The following is a 22,520-nucleotide window of genomic DNA, read 5'->3' as shown; positions in this document are numbered from 1 at the left end:
AAAAACCGACGCCATGATGATGGCGTCGGTTTTTATTTCATCCGGGAGGAACGACGTGCCCGGTGTTTTCCGTTGCGGGAGGAGTGAGGTTTGACCGGATTGAGACGGCGCAAAACAAAGTAGGCGCAGCCAAAATTGCAAAATTCATGGATGTACTCATCCACGTGTGCAAACCGCGTTTCTCGGCTGACCTTGGGATGCGAGTCGGAGAAAAATCCCTTTAAACGCAGTTGGCCATAGCCCCAATCCCCGACGATGTAATCGTATTTATCCAGTATTTCGCTGTACCGCTTGGAAAATGCCTCCGGATTCCATCCATCTTTGCGGTTGATCATCACCTCAAAGAGCTTTCCTTTCAATTCAAACCTTTCCATGAACGACCCCTCAACATGTTCTTTTTCTATCGTTTTATGTTACCACAATGCCTTCTATCGGGGGAATTTCGTTAAAAGCGGCAGAAAATCCTTCTTTTCCCAAGAAAAAATGGCCGTTGTCAGGGAGAGGCTAACACCAGGAGGTGATTGTGCGGTGAAACGGTGGTTGATTCCCTTGATGGTCCTCTCTCTGGCTTTATCCGCTTGTAGTACACCAGGGGAAACCGATGACAATAAAGAGGAATCATTAAACCCAAATGCCAGGCGTGAAGGATACGACTTTGTAAACAATCAAGGGCATATACCTCGGACGGATCGCTACGATGAGATCGGATTTAGCCGCCAACAAGGAAACAAGGGCTCCAACTCAGGCCAAAACGATGTCTATTTCAGCCGGAGCGCGCTGGCGAAACAAATTTCCAACCTGTCAACCCGGCTTCCGCAAGTGGATGATGCCACAGTGGTGGTGACAGATGACAAAGTATTGATCGGCGTGAAAAGCGGAAAAGGCAAAGTGAGTGACAAGATTTTGCATGAGGTTCGCCGGACAGCCTGGAGTTTAACGCCCCGGTACTACCGGGTTTATGTAACCGGGGATCCGGAAGTTCGGAATCAGCTGAACCGGATCGGCAAGGGATCCCAACAGCATATCCGCATGACTGATGATCGGATGGAAGGGTTGGTCGAGCGAATGAAACGAGGGAACCCCATGAATAAACATATTCCTGACCACCCGTCTCCAGGAACCGTAGACAATCGGAATGACTGACTGATAAAAAAACAGCCTCCCCGTATGGGAAAAGGCTGTTTTTTCTTCACTCATTGCGCTTTAGCCTGCTGGATACGTCCCTGTGCCGCTTCCACCTGCTCCCGAGCATGGTAGGAGCTGCGAACCAAAGGACCGGATTCAACGTGATCGAATCCGCGCCGCATTCCCTCTTCTTTCAGTTGGGCAAATTCCTGCGGGGTGTAATATTTCACCAGATTTAAGTGCTTTTTAGTCGGCTGCAGATATTGTCCGATGGTCATGATGTTGCAATCCACTTCCCGAAGATCATCCATGGTTTCCAGGATTTCATCCCACTCTTCCCCTACACCGATCATCAGGCTGGATTTCGTAGGGATGTCCGGTTGAAATTCCTTCGCCTTTCTCAACAGCTCCAAAGAGCGATCATAGGTCGCTTTAGAACGAACCTTCTTGGTGCGCCGGCGGACCGTCTCCACATTGTGGTTCAACACGTCCGGACGGGCATCCATCACTGTTTTTAGCGCCTCCCAGTTTCCTTTAAAATCCGGGATCAGCACTTCGACACTGGTCAAGGGGTTTCGCTTGCGGACCGCTTGGATCGTTGCCGCAAAAATGGCGGCGCCTCCATCCTGCAAATCATCACGGGCCACTGAGGTGATCACCGTATGCTTCAGCCCCATCTGCTCTACTGCCTCGGCCACGCGTTCCGGCTCTTGCCAATCCAGCTCTGTCGGCAAGCCGGTCTTGACTGCACAGAAGCGGCATGCCCGGGTGCAGATATCTCCCAGGATCATGAAGGTGGCAGTCCGGTGTACCGCCCAGCATTCATGGATATTGGGGCACTTCGCTTCCTCACAAACGGTGTGGAGGGTTTTCCCTCGCATCATTTTTTTGATTTCCCGGTAATTTTTGTTTACCGTTAATTTCGTTTTCAACCATTCCGGCTTTCGCTTAAACTGGTATTCCACAGACCTGACCTCCTGTTATGTAGGTACTTCCGACGGGGCAGCTGGCTGTTTTGATCCGGCCCATGTCACCCACAGTGTAACATATCTTTTGTTGAATCGGCCGGAAGAGTGCCCTTTGCTCTGAATCGAAGTGGATTCTTTAAGAACCTTCCCCCGATCGCCTCCTCTTAATCCTGTTTTCCACACCGAAATCCGCACACATCCCACCCACCAAATACCAAAATCAAAACCTTATTTTTAAGCACAATAACGGATAATCAGGTTAAAAGCGGTGTGACGATGATGTTAAGAAAACTTCTTTCCTCCATCTTAATAATCGCCTTATCCCTTACCGCCTGGCCGGGTTCCACAGTGAAAGCGTCTGCGGAAAACTCTTTTGAAGTGGACCGACAGGCACTCTTCGAAAAAATGGATTTGCTGACCGGCGTCCCTTGGTACTACCTGGCGGCCATGGATCAATACGAACGGAATATCCAACGAGCCCGACCCGGTTTGAAAGAGCGGAAAGGTTTGGTTTCTATTATCATTCCACCCAAACGCTGGAGTGGAATGACCAATCCGGATCCCTTTGACACGGTCCCGGAATCGATCCGTTTCTTTGGGGGGATCGGCAGAGACGGCAACGGCGACGGAAAAGCGGATGCAACCAATGCCGCCGATGTCTTGTATACGGTGACGCAATATCTGTCCCGCCACGGTGCTACCGAGGACGATATCCGCATCGCATTGTGGGAGTACTACCAACACCCGGTCTCTGTCGATCTGATCACCCACATCGCCAAAATTTACCGCCATTTCGGAACCACTGAGCTCAATAAAAAGAGCTTTATCATGCCTCTCCGTTATAACTACACCTACCACAACACCTGGGGGGACCGACGGGGATGGGGCGGACTTCGCATACATGAAGGAACGGACATATTTGCCGATTATGGAACCCCGGTAAAAAGCACCAGCTACGGATATGTGGAATTGAAAGGGTGGAACCGCTACGGCGGTTGGCGTATCGGCATCCGGGATATCCGAAACAATTATCATTATTATGCCCACCTCTCGAGATACAGCAAAGGACTCAAAAAAGGGGATGTGGTTCAGCCGGGGCAAGTGATCGGATTTGTCGGATCCACCGGATACGGTCCGCCGGGAACATCAGGGAAATTCCCCCCTCACCTTCATTACGGGATGTACAAGTTTAACGGACGAAATACCTTTTCCTTCGACCCTTATCCCTTTTTAAAGGCCTGGGAACGGTCTGAATACAAACAGCTGCGACAGAAAAAGAAGATACGAAAGTAAAAGCGTCCCCCGATAATGGGGGACCTTTTTTGGCTCAAACTTTTTCTTTGTTGGTTTTGTACGCGATCCAGAGGAAATAAGCAAAACCTCCCCAGAGGCCGACCGCTCCGATGAAAAACATCACCCAGGCACTGGCGTTCACTTACGCACCCTCCTTTTCATGGCTGGTCAGTGCATCATCCGTTTTCCACGCTAAACGTTGGAAAATGACGGCAGCGATCACCGTGATAATCAAGGAACCCCAACCGATGACAAGCAAGCCCGAAATTTCGTATCCCCCATAGGGAACCTTCCACTCGTCCACGATATTCAATCCGGTCATCACGATTAACACAAGGGGGGTGATCACGCTGACACACAGGACCCACCAGTTTCCGATATGAATGTCGGACACCTGATTGATGTGAGCCTGCAAATCACGGATTTTTCGCGTCGTCCATGCTGTGGCCACCGCCATCAAGATCGCCCCGATCAACAACCCGTACGAGTTGAGATAGTGGTCGACAACGTCCAGATAGATAAGCCCGCCGTTGGTGGCGTAAAGGAGGCTTACCAATGCCGCTAGTCCGCATATCCAGTTGACTGCCGTCGTGCGGGCGACACCCAATTTGTCACGGATGGCGGAGACGGAAGGTTCCACCAGGGAGACGACGGAGGTTAGCCCGGCAAAGACGAGGGAACCGAAGAAGAGGACGCCAAACAGAGAATTGAGCCAGGGCAGTTCGCTGATAATCCGCGGAAAGATCACGAAGGCCAAGCCGATGGTTTGCCCCACCACATGTTCGACCTCCGTGCCTGATTGAGTCGCCAGAAAACCGAGGGCTCCGAAGATCCCGATAGCGGCCATAAATTCAAAGCCGCTGTTGGCAAACGCTGCGATTAAGCCGCTGTTGGCCAAATCTTCATCTTTCTTCAAATAGCTGGCGTAGGTGATCATCGTGGCAAACCCGACACTGAGAGAGAAGAAGACCTGACCGTAAGCTGCCACCCAGACATTAGGATCGGTCAGGGCAGAGAAATCCGGGGTCAAAAGGGCGTTCAGCCCGGCAGTGGCACCCTCTAAGGTGATGCCCCGGATGGTGAAGACCACCATCATCCCGATCAAAATCGGCATCATGATCCGTGCCATCCGCTCAATGCCCCGATGCGCCTGTCTACGCATCACAAAATAGACGAAGGCCCACAGGAGCACCACCGGAATCACGACACTCCACTGCAAACCGCCGATATCCCAAAATCCTTCCGCTTGGTTGGAGCCGAGATATTGCCCGAAAAAGAAGCTTTCCGTATCCTCCCCCCACTGCGTTCCGAAGGAAAACCACGTGTAGGACAACGCCCATGCCAAAATGATCATGTAATAGGTGGAGATCACAAAGGCGAGTAACGCCTGCCACCAACCCAACCATTCCCACTTTTGCGACAACCTTCGATAGGATATCGGGCTGGAACCTCTGCTCCGATGTCCCAACACATACTCCAACAGCAAAATCGGAATGCCAGCGGTCAACAGAGCGAAAAAGTAAGGAATCAAAAATGCCCCGCCGCCATTTTCATAGGCAACATAAGGATAACGCCATATGTTGCCCAATCCGATCGCCGAACCGACCGCGGCCAAGATAAAACCGGCCCGGGTAGTCCATTGGTCACGCACCTGTGCCATATCCGTTTCCCCCTTGAGTAAGGAACATGTGACAGCCTGATCGGCCATCATTTAACCTATATTCTACATTTTCGCAATTAATCCTTTCATCTGATTTTTCTGTATTTATAAGCGAGAATAACCCCCCGCGCTTTAAGCGGGGAGTTTTTTAAAACTACTTATATTATGAAGAAACTTTCTTCTTCCGGCTTGACCGATAGGCGTGGAAAAGAAAATAGGCCAAACCGCCCCACAACCCCACGGCCCCGATCAACAACATCGCAATCGCTTGCGGGTGCATTATGACGCCTCCTTTTGTCCGATGGCGGATTGACGCCAACCGATTTTCTGAAACACAAAGCCCAACACCAGCGCTACCAGAACCACGCTCCATCCGACAGCGATCAGACCGCTTAAGGGGTAATTTTCATAAGGCTTGGCCCATTCCCCCATCAAATTGAAGACGGTCATCAGTGTGACCATCACCGGCGTTACCACGGCCAAACAGAAGCGCCACCAGTTGCCAATCCGGATGTCGGATACGGCATTGATATGCTCTTGAATCATGCCCAACTTGCGTACTGCCCAGGCAATCATGATCACTTCTACCAGTCCGGCCAACGCCACGCCGTATTGGTTGATAAAGTGGTCCACCGTGTCCAGATAGCGGATCCCACCGCGAGTGGTGTACATCAAACTGACCAAGAAAGCCAATCCGCACACCCAGTTGACGGCTTGACGGCGGCTCAGGTCGAACTTCTCCTTCACGCCGGCGATAGCAGGCTCCAGAATCGACACAGCGGAAGTAAATCCGGCAAAGAGGAGGGAACCGAAGAACAACACCCCGTAAAGAGAGTTCGGTCCGGGAAACTGATTGATAATCTGCGGGAAAATCACAAAAGCCAACGCGACCCCTGCATTCACCACTTCGTTGACGGAACTACCCTGACTGACTGCCAGAAAACCGAGCGCCCCGAAGACTCCCAATGCGGCCAAAAATTCAAAGCCGCTGTTCGCCAGGGCGGCAATCATTCCGCTGTTGGCCAAATCCGATTTTTCAGGTAAATAACTGGAGTAGGTAATCATGATTCCAAAACCGATGCTAAGTGAAAAGAATACTTGACCATAAGCGGCAATCCAGACATTGGGATCGACGAGAGACGAGAAATCTGGAGTCAGCAGGACATTCAACCCTTCAACAGCCCCCGGCAGTGTGACACCCCGAATGGTAATCGCCACCATCATCAAAATCAAAACAGGCATCAGAATCTTGGAGGCCCGTTCGATCCCCTTGCGAACCCCTTTTTGCATCACAAAGAGGATGACTGCCCAAATGAGCAGCACGGGGAGCAGCACCTTCCACTGCAACCCTCCCGCCTCCCAAAAGGCTCCGGTATCTCCCAAGTATTGATTAAAGAAGAAGGCTTCTGTGTTTTGGCCCCATTGGGTTCCAAATGAAAAATAGGTAAAACTGAGTGCCCAACCGATGATCACCACATAATAAGTCACAATAAAGAAAGCGACAACAATTTGCCACCAACCGAGCCACTCCCACTTTTTAGAAAGTTTCTTAAAAACATAAGGAGTTCCGCCCTGGTACCGATGCCCCAACGCATATTCCATGATCAAAATCGGAATTCCCGCCGTCAACAGCGCGATAAAGTATGGAATTAAAAAGGCACCGCCACCGTTTTCATAGGCGATATAGGGATATCGCCAAATATTGCCCAGCCCGATTGCCGAGCCGATGGCAGCCAACAGAAATCCCGTTCTGCTGCCCCACTGTTCCCGTGTAGCCATATGACCATTCCTCCTGAAGATACTTGAAAAAATGAAGGTGTGGAATATTCAAAAATATAAATAGATAGTCCACCCTTGGTTGTTTTATGAAATTCTATCGCAAATTTAGCCAAATGTCCACAGATTCCGACACAATATTCGGCATAAGGGGAACCATTATATGGTTTTGAACGTGTGGGAAGGACACTTTTGTTTTAATTTTTATGTATTTTTAATCAGTAACTGTGTTGATATTCTGTTAGCCCTCCCTCTCCTCTTCCTGAACGGAAGGAGGCGAGGAAGAAAACCGGTAAAAGTTTCACCGCTTCGACCTTGATTTCATTTTCCTCCAAAGCGATCGGTCAAAAAAAAAACCGCCGAAGGCGGGAGAGGATTATTCTCCACTTTCGGCAGCAGATGCCAACTCCTTTTTGATCCGGTCCGGTTGAAGTCCCTGAATCGGCGTCCCGTTGACCACCGTGACAGGAACCCCTAAAAAGCCCATCTCTTTCACTTCTTCCAGGTACTCCGGATGGGTCGAACAGTCCTTCACCTCGTAGTCCACCCCATGATCCCGCAAAAAACGTTTGACGATATTGCACTCGATACAATGGGGACGGCAATAAATCACCACGCTCATCTTAAAAACCTCCTTGTACCCTACACGATATCACAGCCGGATCGGCGATCGTGTTACTTTTTTTGGTGGGTAAGGGTCTCTTCCAATCCCATGGCACAAACTGTTAAATCCAGTTTGAGAATCCGAAACAGCGCGTGATCTTCGGGGACGCCATGATTGCGCAGCATCGGATGGTACCGGTTCATCAGTCGACGCTCGATCCCGGCGGCTCCCTCGCCAGCAGTTATCGCCTGCTCTCCCGCTTCCACAAAAGCGTCTAACTCTTCCGATACCTGATCGAAGGCGGTACCCGGCTGATCCGTCATACCGAAGTGCCCGAAGAAAAGCCGTTCCACATCCAACTGGCGAAAGCGTTGAATCGAGGCTTTCATCGCTGCGGGGTCAAACTGATTGGGAGAAGTGGTCGGAAGATAAAAAGGAAAGCCAAACTCTTTGCTCTGCATGTATTGGACCCCTGCGGTATCCCCGGTAAACAACCCCTGGCTGACGGGATCATAAATACTGAAATGGTGTTTGGCATGGCCCGGGGAGTCCAAAAAGGTCAAGGTCCGGTCGGGCCCGATGGAAAGCGTCTCCTGATCCTGCCGGACCAGTATCCGCTCTTCCGGGATCGGCACGATCGGGTCGAACAGAGAGTCAAACTGATCCCCGTAAACCATTCGGGCTCCTTGAATCAACCGGGACGGATCGGCCAGATGGCGCGCCCCCCGAGGATGAACCACCACCCGAGCTTCCGGGCAACTCTGTAAGAGAAGACCCGCCCCTCCCGCATGGTCCAAATGGATGTGAGTAACGATCACATTGCGCACCTCTTCCGGCCGGTAGCCCAGCTCCTCCAACCCTTTCAGTATATATGGCACCGATGGACTGGGACCCGTTTCCACCAGAGTGAGTTCCTCCTCCTCCAACACATAGATTCCCGTCCGGCCCGGCAACCCGAGATCGTAACCGTCGATCATCCGAATTCCCTTTCCCCAATCATATATGCGGCTCGATTCCATGCTCTTCCTCCTCTAAATCACATAATGTAGACTTTCTCCTCAATTTAATGATAACGGATTCATCCCCCGACGCAAAGCGTGATCCTCCATGAACGTCCCTGCTCGGTTTGAACAAATTGGAACCTTTTTGTGAACCTCCCTTTTTGATGAAAGGAGCTTGCTATAATGAGGCCATGAAGCAAATTGAGGTGATACTAGATGAAGCGATGGGCGCTTTTGATCGCGATCCTTTTGGTGTGGCTGCCGGCTGCTGTCCATGCACACAGCAGTCTCGAAGAAGCGTCACCAAAGGAAGGGGAGACGATCAAGGAAACGGTCAAAAATTTTCAGTTGACTTTTGATACAAAAGTAGAATCGGGCAGCTCATTTATTGTTAAAGGAAAGGACGGGCAGGTGATCGAACCCCAGGACCTCCAGGTAACAGGGGATACGGTCTCGGGCGCGTTGCCTGAAAAGCTGGAACCAGGCCCTTATCAGGTGGAATGGAAAGTGATAGGAGCCGACGGTCACCCGGTGTCGGGAAGCTACTCCTTTGAGGTAAAAACCGACACTGACTCGACCTCAACGGAAGCGGAGGAAGAGAAACCGGATGAATCCCCGCGGACCTCTAAAGAGAATAGCGGTAACACCGGTACCGATCAACCCGCTCCGCTGTTGATCGGGCTGATTGCCGTCCTGGGAGTAGCTGCTGTGGCGATGTTGATCCTGTTGATGAGGAAGAAACGATAACGATGGTCATTTTGACCGAAGCCCTTCTTTACCCTAGCTTAGCTCTTCTTCTCGGCGGGCTGATCCTGTATGGGATCCCGGCCCAACGACGGCCTGCGATCCACCTTCCCAAGCCCTTGCTCGCCGGGTCTGCTCTGATGGTCGGCCTGCTCTCCTTCAGTCCAGTTTATACCATTGTCCGTTTTTTGGCGGAAGCCTCCGGTTTTTGGGCAACAATGAAGGAAGTGTTGTTCGGCTTTCAGGTGGGACAAGCCTGGTGGTTCACTCTGGCGATCTCCATGGTTCTCTTTTTGATGATCTCTTTCAACGACTTGAGCCAAAATCCCCGCTTGGCTCGGATTGGAGTCGGGTGGGCCGGCGTCTTACTCCTGTTGATGGGATGGGCTTCCCACGCCGCCTCCCAGGCGCCGGCGGCGGGATTTGTGGCTCATAGCCTCCATGTGGCTGCAGTCTGTACCTGGTCCGGGATCTTGTTAGTGGTCGGTTGGTTCTCCTCCCGGGCCACCGACTGGGGGAAGTTTTTAGAGTGGTTCACCCCGGTGGCCATCAGTTGCGTGCTGGTTCTGATCGTAGCAGGACTAGGCTTGATGCAGATCATCGTTCCCCAGTACGTCAACAGTTGGCTGCTACCCTATGGGCAAGCCTTGTTGCTCAAGCATTTGTTGATGGTGCCCCTGTTGTGGTTTGCCTTTATCAACGGTTTTCGACGGCGGGCCCGTTGGCAACAAGATCCCAACTGGAACCCTCTCACCGGTGTGCGGGCGGAAGGCATGTATATTCTGCTCATTTTTATCGCGACTGCCATTATGGGACAGCAAACGCCCCCACATGAGGTGGCTGAAACGATGCGAACAGAGCCCCCTTCTCCCTTGTTTGCCTGGCTGACCGGAACGGTTCCCGACCTGCCGGCACAGTGGGCCTTCACACCGATCAACGGATTAACCGCAGTGTTGGCTCTCTTGTTCCTCGGGAGCTTGCTGATGGCGGAACGTCGACGGATCTCCGCCTCCGGCATGTGGGGAATGGGAATCGGATTTGTCATCGCCGGATTTTTAACGGTGTTGACGGCGTTAACTTAATACAAAGAGAAGCCGCAAGGGATTCATCCCCTTGCGGCTTTTGTATCTGTTACCGCCTGATCAAGGACGGATACGGATCAAGCGCAAGCTGTTCAAGGTGACCAACACCGCAGCTCCCATATCGGCAAAGATGGCCAGCCACAGGGTTAGCCAGCCGGGAAACACCAAATAGACCGCGGCAAATTTTGTAAGCAGAGAAAAACCGATATTTTGCTTGATCACCCGCAGTGCGGCCCGGCTCAGCCGAACCGTGAAGGGCAGCTTGGATAAGTCATCGGCCATCAAGACGACGTCGGCTGTTTCCAGTGCTGTATCGGTCCCCGCACCGCCCATGGCGATCCCCGTGGTGGCTACCGCCATGGCTGGGGCGTCATTGATCCCGTCGCCCACCATCCCGATCCGGTGGTCGCTCTCGCGCAGTTCTTTCACCGCTTCCACCTTGTCTTCCGGCAACAGATCCGCCCGGTATTCTTGAATACCAGCTTGTGTCGCGATCGCCTGGGCGGTTGCCCGATGGTCTCCTGTCAGCATCACAGATCGCTTCACACCGGCACGCCGCAGTTCCGCGATCGCCTGTGGACTGATATCACGCAAGGTATCCGCCAGAGCAAAAATCGCGGTTATCTGTTTCCCATCTCCCAGGAGAACCGCCGTCTCTCCCTGGCTTTGCAGCTCCTCCAAAAGGGGCTGCACCGCTTGTAAGGGGGTGTGGTTCTCTTCAAAAAGACGGGGGCTTCCGATCCAGCATTCCCGACCGTCGACGACTCCCCGCGCTCCCCGTCCCGGTATCGCCTCAAAATCATGGGCTTCGCCGATGGGGATCGCTTTCTCCTTGGCTTTTTGCAAGATCGCCCGGGCCAGGGGATGTTCGGAACGGGCCTCCAGGGTAGCGGCAAGAGCCAAAGCTTCCGCCTTCTCGACACCATGGACCGGGATCACCCGGGTGACGCGGGGTTCACCCCGGGTCAAGGTACCGGTTTTGTCGAAGGCCATCACTCTGAGAGCGCCCATGTTTTCCAGGTGCAACCCCCCCTTGATCAGTACGCCGTTTTGGGCGGCGTTTCCGATGGCGGATACAATCGCCACCGGTGTAGACACCACCAGCGCACAGGGACAAGCGACGATCAACAAAGCCAAGGCATCATAGATGGAAGAGATCCAGGGAGAGCCGAAGAAAAGCGGCGGTACCCATGCTAACCCGGCAGCCAGAATCATGATCGCCGGTGTATAGTATTTGGCAAACCGGTCCACAAAAGCTTGGGACGGGGCCCGTTGCTCCTGTGCTTCTTCCACCAGGTCGATAATCCGGGCCAAGGTGGTATCTTCCACCCGTTTCGTTACCCGGACATCCAACGCCCCTTCTTCGTTGATGGAGCCGGCATACACCTCATCCTGGGGCCCTACCGGCACCGGAACCGATTCTCCCGTAATCGCCGCCTGATTGACCGCCGAGCGGCCGGCTGTCACCACTCCATCCATGGCCAATTTTTCCCCAGGCTTCACTAACATCATATCTCCGATAGCAATCTCTTCCACAGGCAACACTTTGAGCTGCCCCTCTCGCCGCACCGTCGCTTCCCTCGGCGCCCATTCCACCAGCGACTTTAAGGAACGACGGGCTTTGGAAGTGGTATATGCCTGCAGGGATTCACTCACCCCAAACAAAAAAGCAACCACAGCCGCCTCTTCCCAGTACCCGATAGCCAGTGCTCCGCTGACCGCGACACTCATCAGGCTGTTCATGTCAAACTGGAGTTGGATCAAGCTGGGGAATCCTTTACGGGCCGTCTCCCATCCGCCGATCACCGTGGCCAGGAGAAAGAGTCCGATCACCGGAGGCTTTGAGACCTGCAGCCATTGAAGGAGAAAAGCCAACAGAAGGAAAACCAGGGATAGGGCGGTCATTCGCACCTGTCGGTTACGGGTCCAAAAAGAGGCTCCTTCATCGGGTTCCCCCTCTGCCACCTGTATATCATCGAAAGCGCCCAGCCGATTGATTTTCTCCGTGGACAGCTTCTTCCCGACGATGGTCACTTTGGAAGCGCCGAAATTAAGTCGGGCGTCGGCCACACCAGGCTCTTTTTTCAACTTCCGCTCAAACTGAGCGGCACAATCCGCTCAGGTGAGGCCGGTTAATCGATAGGTATATTCCTGATGTTTAGCCAACCGGGTCCACCTGCCTTTTCCGAATGATGGGGTAAAACATGCTCATCCTTTATAAAATTGATCAAAAAGTTCCTTTTAAATATAAATTATCACTGCCGTCCCCGGACTTCAATTTTCAAACACCTGATCACCGATCATCACGATCCCAAAGCGGGTATCGCTGGGGTGGATCGAACCACAAGATCTTACATGAACCCTCTGATGTAGAGAATTTTAGGTGAGGATCAGGTAGCAAAGTAGCCTACGGGAGACACAATCGCCTTTCAAATGGCAATGATCTCTCTTGACAGTCTACCCGTTCCACCCGCTATGATAGATTTAGCGATTTGCAAACGTTTTCCTCAAAAAGGGGGTAATGCCGTGGGTACCTTCCAACTTTGGTGGAACCGACTCTGCCAATGGAGTGAAGATGTCAAACGATTGCTTTTATTCGCTCAATACAACCCGAAAACGGCGGCCACGGAGTCTCAGGCTCCGCCGGGAAAGACAGGGCCTTCCACCCCGCCGCCGACTCCGTCAACCTCTTCCCGACAAAAAGTGGGGCTTGTTCTGGGACCGCTTCTGTTTTTGATCGTCTTGCTCGGCCCATCTCCGGAAGGGATGTCAAGCCAGGCACAGGGGGTGCTGGCCTGTACCCTTTGGGTGTCCACCTGGTGGATCACCGAAGCGATTCCGATTCCGGCCACATCCCTGCTGCCGATCGTTTTGTTCCCGTTGACTGGCTCCCTGGAATTGGGGGAGACGACTGCCTCCTACGGCGATCCCACCATCTTTCTGTTTATGGGCGGTTTTATGATCGCACTCACCATGGAACGATGGAATCTGCATAAGCGGATCGCTCTCAACATCATCTCCTGGATCGGTACACATCCCCAGCGTCTCATCCTGGGGTCGATGGTAGCGACGGGATTTCTGTCTATGTGGATCTCCAACACGGCTACAGCTATGATGATGGTTCCGATTGGGATGGCGGTGATCTCCCATGTGGCTGAATCTTTCAAGAAAAACGGCGATGCCGAAGTGGACACCACCCCGGGCCGGTTTCCCTTTGGCACGGCGATGATGCTGGGGATCGCCTACTCCGCATCCATCGGCGGCCTGGGTACACTGATCGGCACCCCGCCCAACGCCATCTTCGCCGCCCAGGTCAATCAAATATTCGGTGTGCAGATCTCCTTTGCCACCTGGATGCTGTTCGGGGTTCCGGTCGTGATCGTGTTGTTGGGCCTCACCTGGTGGTATCTGGTGAAGGTCGCTTATCCGATGAACTTTGACAATGTCCCCGGCGGTCGCGAGATCATCGACAAAGAGAAGGAAAGCCTCGGAACAGCGACGTACGAGGAGAAAATGGTCTTTATCGTCTTTACGCTGACCGCACTGGCCTGGATCACCCGGGAGTTTATCCTAAAGCCGTTGATCCCCGGGATCGACGACACCGTCATCGCTATTGCAGCTGCCGTCATCCTATTTTTAATCCCCTCCCGGAACCATCCCGGCACCTTCCTGCTGGATTGGGACACCGCCAAAAATATCCCCTGGGGGATTCTGCTTCTCTTTGGCGGCGGGTTGGCGATCGCTGCCGGCATCACCGGATCCGGTCTCGACAGATGGATCGGGGAACAGCTGACGCTCTTGGAAGGTCTCAACTTCCTGCTGGTGCTGATCGTGGTGACGACGCTGGTGATCTTCCTGACGGAAATCACCTCCAACACAGCTACAGCCACCATGATGTACCCCATCATGGCCGCCTTCGCCGGGGCAATGCAGGTTCACCCCTACGGCTTGATGGTGGCGGCCGGCGTGGCGGCATCCTGCGCCTTCATGCTCCCGGTGGCGACGCCGCCTAACGCCGTCGTCTTCGGTTCCGGTTCTGTCCGGATCCAGGACATGGCCAAAGCTGGCTTCTGGCTCAATCTGTTAGGTGTCATCGTCGTCTCTTTGGCCGTCTATTTCCTCCTTCCCGCCGTCTGGGGTATCGATTTGCTGACGCCGATGAAATAAGGATTTTAAAGAAAAAGGCTGCTGACACGATCGTCAGCAGCCTTTTTCTCAATAAAGTCCCTATCACAGCATGATGATTCATGGTCGGTTCGATACGAGAGAAGCGTTTACCCGAACGAGTCACTTACCGGGAAGGTCCGGCTTTTTCTGCAGGATCGCACAGCGAGACCTGGTGCAGTTGTAGCCTTCGGGTAACTGCCACCGCCCGTTTTCATTAGCACGACTATTGTTTCATCCGCGGATCGAAGACATCCCGCAGGCCGTCACCCAACAGGTTGAATCCCAGCACGGTTAACATGATCGCCAAACCGGGGAACACCATCGTCCAGGGAGCGGACTGGATAAACGCCCGGGAGTCGGACAACATCTTACCCCACTCCGGCTCCGGCGGCTGCGCACCCATCCCGATAAACCCGAGAGCAGCCGCTTCCAAAACCGCTGTGGCAAAGCCCAACGTCCCCTGCACCATGATCGGGGTCCAGGAATTGGGCAGGATGTGACTAAACAAAATCCGCCGATCCTTCATCCCGATAGCCCGTGCCGCCAACACATAATCTTCCTGTTTGACCGCCAGCACCCGGGAACGCATCAAGCGACCGAAGGTCGGCACATTGATGATCGCGATGGCGTACATGGCATTCTCCAGACTGGGGCCCAACATGGCCACGATGGCAATGGCCAACAGGATCGCCGGAAACGCCAGCAGGATATCAAAGAGACGGGAGATCAGGGTATCGCGCCATCCCCCGTAAAAACCGGCAATCAGTCCCAGCGCGGAGCCGACTACGATCGACCCCGAAATGGCAAAAAAGCCGACCCACAAAGAGATTCGGGCCCCGTAAATGACCCGGGCGAAGATGTCTCGGCCGAAGTCATCGGTGCCAAACCAATGCTCGCCGGAGGGAGCCTGCAGGCGGGCATCGGGGTCAATCTGATTGTACCCGTAAGGGAGCAATAACGGAGCGATCAGGGCGATGAGAATAAAGAAGAGGATGATTCCCCCGCCGATCATCGCCGATCGGTGGCGCAACAAGGCACGCAGGTTGTCCCGGAGAGGGGAATCCACCGGTTCCGTTCCCGGGCCGGTCCCCTGTTCCTCCTTTTGTATCGTAGGGGTGTTTGTGGACACCGTATTCACTCCTTCCCATATTGGATTCGCGGGTCAATCCAGGCGTATAAAAGGTCGACAATCAAGTTAATGATCACGAAAATAGTGGCTACAATCAAGATTCCGGACTGAACCACGGCATAATCCCGTGCATGGATCGCGTCGTAGAGATAGCGTCCGACCCCTGGCCAACTGAAGATGGTCTCCGTCAGAATGGCTCCTCCTAGCAGGAGTCCCATCTGAAGGCCGAATACCGTGATGATCGGGATAAAAGCGTTCTTCAACGCATGCTTGTAGATGATCAAGCCTTCCCGGACCCCTTTGGCCCGAGCGGTCCGGATATAATCGGATCGCAGGACCTCCAACATGCTGGAGCGGGTCATCCGGGCGATGATCGCCATGGGAATGGTTCCCAGAGCAATCGCCGGAAGCAGCATATGCCTGAATGCATCCTGTAAGGCGTATAGATTTCCCTGGATCAACGCGTCCAGGAGATAAAAATTGGTGATCGGTTCAAAGAACATCCTGGGATCCATACGCCCGTTGGAGGGAAGCCAGTCTAATTCCTGGGCGAAGATCCACTGTTCCATCAAACCTAGCCAGAAAACCGGCATCGACACCCCGATCAAAGCGATCACCATGGATAAATAATCAACGGAAGTGTTCTGCCGCCACGCTGATAAAATTCCCAGGTTAACCCCGAAGAAGATGGCGATCAACATAGCACACAAAGCCAGTTCGAAGGTCGCTGTCAGATAAGGGAGGATCTCCTCCGCCACCGGTCGTCCCGTTTGGACAGATGTCCCTAGATCCCCCTGCAGGAGGTTGCCGACATAACGGAAATATTGGATATATAAGGGATCGTTCAAGCCCATGTTTTCTTCCAGGCGTTCCATCGCTTCCGGGGTGGCCCGTTCCCCGAGAATCGCTTTGGCAGGACTTCCCGGAATGGCATGAACAATGGAGAAGGTGATAATCGACATTCCGATTAACACCGGGATTAACATGAGGATTCTCCGGATCGTATAGGCAATCACGGTTTCACCAGCCTTTCAGTCCAAGCTGAATCAGTCTCCGCAGGCAGTTGCTTAAAAAAGGGCGGCATTGCACTTGCAACGCCGCCCTAACCATCACTTTTCAATATCGACTTCCGCCAGGCTGTCGGAACCCTTGGGATGGGGCTGATAGCCTTTGACATAGGATTGGGCGGCCAGGGACGGAGTCGAGTAGACCAATGGAACCCAGGGAGCGTCTTCATGGATGATGTGCTGGGCTTTTTTGTAGAGTTCGGCACGTTTGGACTGTTCCGTTTCCCGTTGGGCTTTAATCAGGATGTCGTGCAGTTGTTCGTTTTTGTAGAATGCGATGTTTTGCGCGGGAACTCGGGCATTATCCTGGTCCAGGAGGACATACAGGAAGTTATCCGGATCGCCGTTGTCACCGGTCCAACCCAAAAGCGCCATTTCATGCTTCCCTTGCTCTGTGTCCTCAAGATACGTCTGCCACTCGGGGCTGACGATCTCCACCTCAATCCCGATCTTCTTCAGGTCCGCCTGAATGTACTCCGCGATCTTCTTGCCATCAGGCATATAAGGACGGGGCTCCGGCATGGCATAGAAGGTGGCTTTAAATCCGTCCTCGTAACCCGCTTCCTTCAGCAATTGTTTGGCTTTATCCAGATCGTACTCGTAAGGCTCGACCTTCTCGTTGTAACCCCACATGGAGGGCGGGATCGGGTTTTTAGCCGGTTCAGCCAGCCCCGCGTAAAAGCTTTTGATCAGCCCTTTTTTGTTGACGGCGTGGTTGATCGCCTGCCGCACTTTCTTGTTGTCAAAGGGTTCCTTTTCCGTATTGAAAGCCAGATAGCCGACGTTGTTGGGAGGGCGCTTCAAAAGTTGGAGATTTTCATTCTTTTCTACCCGTTTGGCATCGTCGGGGTTGAGTCCATCCATCACATCGATATCCCCGGACTGAAGCGCAGTGAAGCGGGCGGAGTTATCGGGAATCGACTCAAAGATGACCCGGTCCAGCTTGGGCAGGCCTTCTTGCCAGTAATCCTCATTCTTCACGATGGTGATGGAGTCCCCTTTTTTCCAGCTTTTAAACTTGAAGGGTCCCGTTCCCACCGGGTGTTGGGCAAATTCGGCAGGATCCGCTTTGACCGCCTTCGGTGAAGCGATAGCGAAGGGAGACATGGCCAAGTTTTGCAGGAAAGGGCCCTGGGACTCTTTCAATTGAAACTGGACCGTGTATTCATCCACCGCTTTGACACTCTCGATGATATGCCCCTCGTCTCCTTTAAAGCCGCCGAACATGGAGGCGTAGTAGGTGAAGTCATCCTTCTTAGACGGTTTCATCTCCTGGTTCATCCAGCGCTCAAAGTTGAACACGACCGCCTCGGCATTAAAGGGCGTTCCATCATGAAATTGAATACCCTCGCGCAGATGAAAAGTCCAGGTCTTTCCGTCATCTGATTGTTCCCAGTCTTTCGCGAGACCCGGTTTTACTTCCATGCTCTTCTTTTTGTACTCGACCAGCGTTTCCATCACATTTTCCGTCACCCGGAAGGATTCCCCGTCGGTGACCAGCGCCGGATCCAGTTGCGGCGAATCGGCACCCCGGCCGTAAATCAGCGTTTTCCCTTGGCCGCCGGCACTCTTGCCGCCGCAGCCAGCCAGAACTGTGGATAAGATCAGCACAAATCCGACAGCGATCAATAGAGACTTCTTCATGTTCATTTGTCAATAACCCCCTTGAGATAAGATGATCCTTTCGCTACTTCACCACCAGACGGTACAACACCTCCTTCACAAGATGTCACGGATCCAGCAGATGACAGGCGGCAAAATGACCGTCTCCATGGTCCTTAAACTCCGGTCGCACGTCCCGGCAGATATCCATCACATGGGGACAACGGGTGTGAAAGGCACACCCCTTCGGTGGGTGACTGGGACTGGGAACATCTCCACTCAGAATGATCCGCTCCCGTCTCACCTCCGGTTCCGGATCTGGTACCGGCACCGCCGACAACAGCGCCTGGGTATAGGGATGAAGCGGGTTTTCGTACAAACGGTCCCGATCGGTCAGCTCCACCATCCGGCCCAGATACATCACCCCGACCCGGTCGCTGATGTGACGAACTACGCTGAGGTCGTGGGCGATAAAGAGATAGGTCAGATCGAACCGTTCCTGTAGATCCTCCATCAGATTCAACACCTGAGACTGGATAGAAACATCCAGCGCCGAGACCGGCTCGTCAGCCACGATCAGCTTCGGCCGTACCGCCAGCGCCCGTGCGATCCCGATCCGTTGTCGCTGTCCCCCGCTGAATTGATGGGGATAACGGCCGGCGTGGAAGGAATCGAGACCGACTACTTGCAGCAGTTCCTTCATTTGCTCCTTCCGTTTCCGGGCGTCGCCGATCCCGTGAACCTTTAGAGGCTCTGCAATAATCTCTCCTGCGGTTTTGCGGGGATTGAGGGAGGCGAAAGGGTCCTGAAACACCATCTGCATCTCCCGCCGCATCTTCCGCATCTCTTCTCCTTTAAGAGCGGTCAGTTCCCGGCCCTCAAACCTCACCTTGCCTGAGGTGGGCTCTTCCAGACGGAGGATGGCTCGGCCGGTGGTGGATTTCCCGCAGCCGCTCTCCCCGACGATCCCCAGGGTCTCCCCTTTCCGGATGGAGAAGGTGACATCGTCCACCGCCTTCACTTCCCCCATCTTTTTTCCGAACACGCCGCCGCGGATCGGGAAAAACTTTTTCAGATGCTCGACTTCAAGAAGTGGTTGTGGTTGGGTCACGATCCGCTTCCTCCTTCTTATCCACATGGAGCCAACACCGGCTGTTTTGTCCATCTCCTATCGCAAACAGACCAGGCTCTTCCGTCCGGCAGATATTCATCGCGTACTCACAGCGGGGTGCAAACCGGCATCCCGTCGGCATCTGCTTCGGGTTGGGAACGTTGCCCGGGATCGAGTACAGCCGTTCGGCGCGCTGGCCCAATCGAGGGATCGATTGGAGCAAACCTTGGGTATAGGGATGACGGGGTTGGTTGAACAGCGTATTCACATCCGCCTCCTCTACCACTTGGCCGGCGTACATGACCACGACCCGATCGCACATTTCCGCCACCACACCCAGATCGTGGGTGATCATCAGGATAGCAGTCCCCGTCTCTCGGTTGAGCCGCCGCATCAGGTCGAGAATCTGTGCCTGGATGGTCACATCCAAGGCCGTGGTCGGCTCATCGGCGATCAAGAGCTTGGGGCGACATACCATCGCCATGGCGATCATCACCCGCTGCCGCATCCCGCCGGATAATTGGTGGGGATATTCCTCCAGGATTCCTTTCCGGCTGATGCCCACCTCCTGCAAACTGTCCGCTGCCAGACGCCGCGCCGCTTTCTTGTCCAGCTTTCGGTGCTGACGAATCGCTTCCACGATCTGATCTCCGATGGTAAATACCGGGTTGAGGGAAGTCATCGGCTCCTGAAAGATCATGGAGACAACGTTGCCGCGGATTTTCCGCCATTCCCGCCCTTTGAGATGGGTCAGCTCTCTGTCTGCCAGGCGGATGCTGCCTCCCTCCACTCGCCCAGGAGGACGGGGCACTAAGCCCATCACCGACAGTGAGGTGACGCTTTTTCCGCAGCCCGACTCCCCGACCAGGCCAACCACCTCCCCTTCGTTTACGGTGAGATCCACATCATCTACAGCCTTGACCACCCCTTTGTCGGTATGGAAATACATTTTAAATCGAGAAATCTCCAGTAGAGGCCGAACCATAAAGACACCTCAATCATTTGTGAAATATCGGAAAAAGAATTCCGTGAATCAAGGGAAAAGAATGAATCCTTTCAGAATGGATATATTCGATTTAACTGAACAAATTCCTGTTCGTCAATAGTTATTCTTTAAGAAATAACCCCTTTCACCAACGGTTATGACCGGTAAATCCGGCGATCCCCTGATCGGACCGATCGTTCGGTGTCCGTGCACAACGGACGATAAAAATATGAAAATTCCACAAGTGACCCATCTGGAAGGCAGAATAAACCGGCATTTTCCATACCACCCCTTGGTTGATAGAATAGGAACGATGAAGTCTATCGAAACGGGGGAGAGGAAATGAACCACGCCGAGGAGCAATCGATCGATCTGACCCGGTATGTATCCAACCTGGACCAAAACGTATATGCCATCTATAATTTGCCTGAAGAAGTGATCGCAGTCATCTTCGCCTATGTCAGCCGAAGCCCAGCCGGTTTTCGGGACAATCTGGCCAGACTGTTGAAGGACGATGAACTGGCCGTCAATGATGCTGCCAGCGGAATGGCCACGGCTTATTCGGAAAAAGCCTCCCGTTTTCACGAAAAATGGGTGGTCGGCTACGGCCACAGCAGTGTCGCCGAACATGCAGTCGCCCACCTCGGAATCGAAAAGATCAGCCGGCTCGCCTCAGCAGAGCTGGAGCTGGCCAACACCTTCAACAGCTTTACCGAATACAGCCAGCGTTATCAGCGGCCCGCCCGCGGTTCCTACCACATCCCGGCAGAGCTGGACGACCATCCGTCGGCTAAAACCGCCTTTATCCGCCTCCAGGAACAGGCCTACGACACCTATGAACAACTGCTAGCCGGTTTAACCGCCCACCTGGAAAACACCCTCCCTCGCCGGGAAGGGGAGAGCGACAAGCGGTTTTCCTCCCGAGTGGAAAAGGTAGCCTTTGAGGACGCCCGCTATGTGCTCACCCTGGCGACACAGACCAGCCTTGGACTGACAGGGAACGGACGGGCGCTCCGGGACACTTTGGTGCAATTGTTGTCCAGCCGACACACTGAATCCCGGGAACTGGCCCGACAGATGGAGCGGGAGATCAGCCAAGTAATCCCAACGCTGCTGCGACATGTGCAGCCTAGCGAGTATCTCTTGGAAACCCGGAAAGAGTTGGCCCAAGAACCGATTTCTCGGAAAACCAGCTCCGACCGGGGAACCGCTCATCAGGGTCCCTCTGCCCGTTTCCTCCATCTCCCGGAATATCGGCAAGCCCTTCGCGACCTTTCGATCCACCTGTTGGTCGGCGAATACGGCCTTTCCGCTGCACAGGCGGCGGAAACGGCTGACCAGATGACCGTATCCCAACAGGAAGAGCGGTTGGAGAAAGCACTGAAGCATCTACACTTTTTCGACAATCCGACGGGACTCTTTCGCCACCTTTTTTACACCATGGAGTTCAGCCTGTCGGAAGCCAACTGGCACCAACTGCTCCGACACAACCGGGGCACCCACTTCACCTTCGGCGAACCCACGGTGGATTGGGGGTACACCATTCCCCCCCATATCCGTGAAGCCGGCTTAACCGAGACCTTCTCCCGGCTGATGGCGATAGCGGAAAAAACCTATGACCACATGCTGGAGATCTGCCCGGCAGCCGCCCCTTACTGCGTCACCAACGCCCACCACCGCCAGGTGACCGCCACTGCCAACCTGTGGGAGTTGTACCACCTGATCAATCTCCGGACCACACCGGAAGCCCAGTGGGACATCCGCGCCGCCTTTGAACAGCTGTACAACGATCTGGAAACCCACCATCCCGTTCTGGCCCGTTATGCCAAACGCCGCTGATCCCGCATCACAAAAACCACCCCGCGTGCTGATTGTGATGTGCACCCCTTAAAGTAGACACAGGAAAAACCCCCTGTGAACGGAACTACTTTTAAGGGGTGTTTTCATGGCGAAAAAAGGACAGAAGTTCAGGCATTATCCCTTTTCACTGAAGATGCAAGCCGTTCAAATGAGACTGCAGGGTGTAACCAAACGGGAGGTAGCCGAAAGGTTGGGGATCCATGACGTGAGCCGCTTGAAGGTCTGGTTGCGTCAATATAAGTTAAAAGGATCCGAAGGGCTACAAGACCGCCGGGGAGGGCGAAAGAGGCCACTGCAAAAGGATGAATATGTCCGTCAGCTGGAATTGGAGAACGATGTCTTAAAA

General features: G+C 53.7%; 22 protein-coding genes. 7 read left to right on the top strand and 15 right to left on the bottom strand.

Annotated features, from left to right (window positions below):
• Window positions 1-32: 32 nt before the first annotated feature.
• Window positions 33-374 carry a YutD family protein gene (locus BLP91_RS06370; RefSeq protein WP_091567895.1) on the bottom strand — a complete coding sequence of 114 codons (342 nt, stop codon included), beginning with the start codon at window positions 372-374 and terminating at the stop codon, window positions 33-35.
• Between the two features lie 154 nt (window positions 375-528).
• On the opposite strand from BLP91_RS06370, the gene BLP91_RS06365 reads away from it, so the two are divergent.
• A complete protein-coding gene (locus BLP91_RS06365) occupies window positions 529-1,143 on the top strand; it encodes a YhcN/YlaJ family sporulation lipoprotein (protein WP_176757869.1) in 615 nt (204 codons plus the stop codon).
• Window positions 1,144-1,193: 50 nt separating this feature from the next.
• Here the strand turns inward: BLP91_RS06365 and lipA are convergent, their stop codons facing one another.
• Entirely contained in the window at window positions 1,194-2,090 is an 897-nt protein-coding gene (lipA, locus tag BLP91_RS06360; protein WP_091567891.1) for a lipoyl synthase, read from the bottom strand.
• A gap of 282 nt (window positions 2,091-2,372) precedes the next feature.
• Between lipA and BLP91_RS06355 the strand changes: the two genes are divergently transcribed.
• Entirely contained in the window at window positions 2,373-3,386 is a 1,014-nt protein-coding gene (locus BLP91_RS06355; RefSeq protein WP_091568261.1) for a M23 family metallopeptidase, read from the top strand.
• Window positions 3,387-3,420: 34 nt separating this feature from the next.
• Here BLP91_RS06355 and BLP91_RS16350 read toward each other — a convergent pair whose 3' ends face one another.
• The 6 genes from BLP91_RS16350 to BLP91_RS06335 form a co-directional block, all read right to left on the bottom strand.
• A complete protein-coding gene (locus BLP91_RS16350) occupies window positions 3,421-3,528 on the bottom strand; it encodes a MetS family NSS transporter small subunit (RefSeq protein WP_143003485.1) in 108 nt (35 codons plus the stop codon).
• Complete coding sequence (locus tag BLP91_RS06350; protein ID WP_091567888.1) at window positions 3,529-5,046, bottom strand: sodium-dependent transporter; 1,518 nt, start codon at window positions 5,044-5,046, stop codon at window positions 3,529-3,531. It abuts the gene before it with no gap.
• Between the two features lie 163 nt (window positions 5,047-5,209).
• A complete protein-coding gene (locus BLP91_RS16700) occupies window positions 5,210-5,326 on the bottom strand; it encodes a MetS family NSS transporter small subunit (protein ID WP_176757868.1) in 117 nt (38 codons plus the stop codon).
• Window positions 5,326-6,825, bottom strand: a complete 1,500-nt coding sequence (locus tag BLP91_RS06345; protein ID WP_091567886.1) for a sodium-dependent transporter — start codon at window positions 6,823-6,825, stop codon at window positions 5,326-5,328. The genes BLP91_RS16700 and BLP91_RS06345 overlap by 1 nt, the downstream gene beginning before the upstream one ends.
• Window positions 6,826-7,198: 373 nt before the next feature.
• Window positions 7,199-7,444 (bottom strand): glutaredoxin family protein, encoded by a 246-nt coding sequence (locus tag BLP91_RS06340; RefSeq protein ID WP_091567883.1) that lies wholly within the window; start codon window positions 7,442-7,444, stop codon window positions 7,199-7,201.
• 53 nt (window positions 7,445-7,497) lie between these two features.
• A complete protein-coding gene (locus tag BLP91_RS06335; RefSeq protein ID WP_091567881.1) occupies window positions 7,498-8,445 on the bottom strand; it encodes an MBL fold metallo-hydrolase in 948 nt (315 codons plus the stop codon).
• A 198-nt stretch (window positions 8,446-8,643) separates the two neighbouring features.
• On the opposite strand from BLP91_RS06335, the gene BLP91_RS06330 reads away from it, so the two are divergent.
• Together BLP91_RS06330 and BLP91_RS06325 are read left to right on the top strand one after the other, a co-directional pair.
• Complete coding sequence (locus BLP91_RS06330; RefSeq protein WP_091567878.1) at window positions 8,644-9,174, top strand: copper resistance CopC family protein; 531 nt, start codon at window positions 8,644-8,646, stop codon at window positions 9,172-9,174.
• A 2-nt stretch (window positions 9,175-9,176) separates the two neighbouring features.
• Window positions 9,177-10,253: a copper resistance D family protein gene (locus BLP91_RS06325; protein ID WP_091567874.1), complete on the top strand. Its 1,077-nt coding sequence runs from the start codon at window positions 9,177-9,179 to the stop codon at window positions 10,251-10,253.
• Between the two features lie 60 nt (window positions 10,254-10,313).
• Here the strand turns inward: BLP91_RS06325 and BLP91_RS06320 are convergent, their stop codons facing one another.
• Window positions 10,314-12,419, bottom strand: a complete 2,106-nt coding sequence (locus BLP91_RS06320) for a heavy metal translocating P-type ATPase (RefSeq protein WP_091567871.1) — start codon at window positions 12,417-12,419, stop codon at window positions 10,314-10,316.
• A 360-nt stretch (window positions 12,420-12,779) separates the two neighbouring features.
• Between BLP91_RS06320 and BLP91_RS06315 the strand changes: the two genes are divergently transcribed.
• Window positions 12,780-14,420 (top strand): SLC13 family permease, encoded by a 1,641-nt coding sequence (locus BLP91_RS06315; RefSeq protein ID WP_245662159.1) that lies wholly within the window; start codon window positions 12,780-12,782, stop codon window positions 14,418-14,420.
• A gap of 223 nt (window positions 14,421-14,643) precedes the next feature.
• On the opposite strand, the gene BLP91_RS06310 is transcribed toward BLP91_RS06315, so the two are convergent.
• The 6 genes from BLP91_RS06310 to BLP91_RS17255 form a co-directional block, all read right to left on the bottom strand.
• Window positions 14,644-15,486 (bottom strand): ABC transporter permease, encoded by an 843-nt coding sequence (locus tag BLP91_RS06310; RefSeq protein ID WP_281220466.1) that lies wholly within the window; start codon window positions 15,484-15,486, stop codon window positions 14,644-14,646.
• Window positions 15,487-15,554: 68 nt separating this feature from the next.
• Window positions 15,555-16,565, bottom strand: coding sequence for an ABC transporter permease (locus BLP91_RS06305; RefSeq protein ID WP_218119239.1), 1,011 nt, complete (start codon window positions 16,563-16,565; stop codon window positions 15,555-15,557).
• A 93-nt stretch (window positions 16,566-16,658) separates the two neighbouring features.
• Complete coding sequence (locus tag BLP91_RS06300) at window positions 16,659-18,260, bottom strand: ABC transporter substrate-binding protein (protein WP_425412190.1); 1,602 nt, start codon at window positions 18,258-18,260, stop codon at window positions 16,659-16,661.
• Between the two features lie 85 nt (window positions 18,261-18,345).
• A complete protein-coding gene (locus BLP91_RS06295) occupies window positions 18,346-19,329 on the bottom strand; it encodes an ABC transporter ATP-binding protein (RefSeq protein WP_281220441.1) in 984 nt (327 codons plus the stop codon).
• On the bottom strand, window positions 19,304-20,314 hold the full coding sequence (locus tag BLP91_RS06290) for an ABC transporter ATP-binding protein (protein WP_091567860.1): 1,011 nt from the start codon (window positions 20,312-20,314) through the stop codon (window positions 19,304-19,306). Before BLP91_RS06290 ends, BLP91_RS06295 begins: the two co-directional genes overlap by 26 nt.
• Before the next feature lie 145 nt (window positions 20,315-20,459).
• Complete coding sequence (locus tag BLP91_RS17255; RefSeq protein WP_281220439.1) at window positions 20,460-20,591, bottom strand: hypothetical protein; 132 nt, start codon at window positions 20,589-20,591, stop codon at window positions 20,460-20,462.
• Between the two features lie 65 nt (window positions 20,592-20,656).
• Here BLP91_RS17255 and BLP91_RS06285 point away from each other — a divergent pair, with 65 nt between their 5' ends.
• Both BLP91_RS06285 and BLP91_RS06280 read left to right on the top strand, forming a co-directional pair.
• On the top strand, window positions 20,657-22,153 hold the full coding sequence (locus BLP91_RS06285) for an FAD-dependent thymidylate synthase (RefSeq protein ID WP_091567858.1): 1,497 nt from the start codon (window positions 20,657-20,659) through the stop codon (window positions 22,151-22,153).
• A 106-nt stretch (window positions 22,154-22,259) separates the two neighbouring features.
• On the top strand, window positions 22,260-22,520 hold a 261-nt coding region (locus BLP91_RS06280), incomplete at its 3' end, for a helix-turn-helix domain-containing protein (protein ID WP_143003483.1).

The sequence above is a fragment of the Melghirimyces thermohalophilus genome (assembly GCF_900102685.1).
Taxonomy (GTDB): Bacteria; Bacillota; Bacilli; order Thermoactinomycetales; family DSM-45169; genus Melghirimyces; species Melghirimyces thermohalophilus.
Note: the sequence above shows the minus strand (reverse complement) of the source record. Positions and strands in the feature narration are given on the sequence as shown.

Coding starts and splice junctions, on each gene's coding strand:
- BLP91_RS06340 (WP_091567883.1), bottom strand. CDS start 7,444: ATGAGCGTGGTGATTTATTGCCGTCCCCATTGTATCGAGTGCAATATC.
- BLP91_RS16700 (WP_176757868.1), bottom strand. CDS start 5,326: ATGCACCCGCAAGCGATTGCGATGTTGTTGATCGGGGCCGTGGGGTTG.
- BLP91_RS06330 (WP_091567878.1), top strand. CDS start 8,644: ATGAAGCGATGGGCGCTTTTGATCGCGATCCTTTTGGTGTGGCTGCCG.
- BLP91_RS06355 (WP_091568261.1), top strand. CDS start 2,373: ATGTTAAGAAAACTTCTTTCCTCCATCTTAATAATCGCCTTATCCCTT.
- BLP91_RS06300 (WP_425412190.1), bottom strand. CDS start 18,260: ATGAAGAAGTCTCTATTGATCGCTGTCGGATTTGTGCTGATCTTATCC.
- BLP91_RS06290 (WP_091567860.1), bottom strand. CDS start 20,314: ATGGTTCGGCCTCTACTGGAGATTTCTCGATTTAAAATGTATTTCCAT.
- BLP91_RS06285 (WP_091567858.1), top strand. CDS start 20,657: ATGAACCACGCCGAGGAGCAATCGATCGATCTGACCCGGTATGTATCC.
- BLP91_RS06335 (WP_091567881.1), bottom strand. CDS start 8,445: ATGGAATCGAGCCGCATATATGATTGGGGAAAGGGAATTCGGATGATC.
- BLP91_RS06370 (WP_091567895.1), bottom strand. CDS start 374: ATGGAAAGGTTTGAATTGAAAGGAAAGCTCTTTGAGGTGATGATCAAC.
- BLP91_RS06345 (WP_091567886.1), bottom strand. CDS start 6,825: ATGGCTACACGGGAACAGTGGGGCAGCAGAACGGGATTTCTGTTGGCT.
- BLP91_RS06325 (WP_091567874.1), top strand. CDS start 9,177: ATGGTCATTTTGACCGAAGCCCTTCTTTACCCTAGCTTAGCTCTTCTT.
- BLP91_RS17255 (WP_281220439.1), bottom strand. CDS start 20,591: ATGCCGGTTTATTCTGCCTTCCAGATGGGTCACTTGTGGAATTTTCAT.
- BLP91_RS06350 (WP_091567888.1), bottom strand. CDS start 5,046: ATGGCACAGGTGCGTGACCAATGGACTACCCGGGCCGGTTTTATCTTG.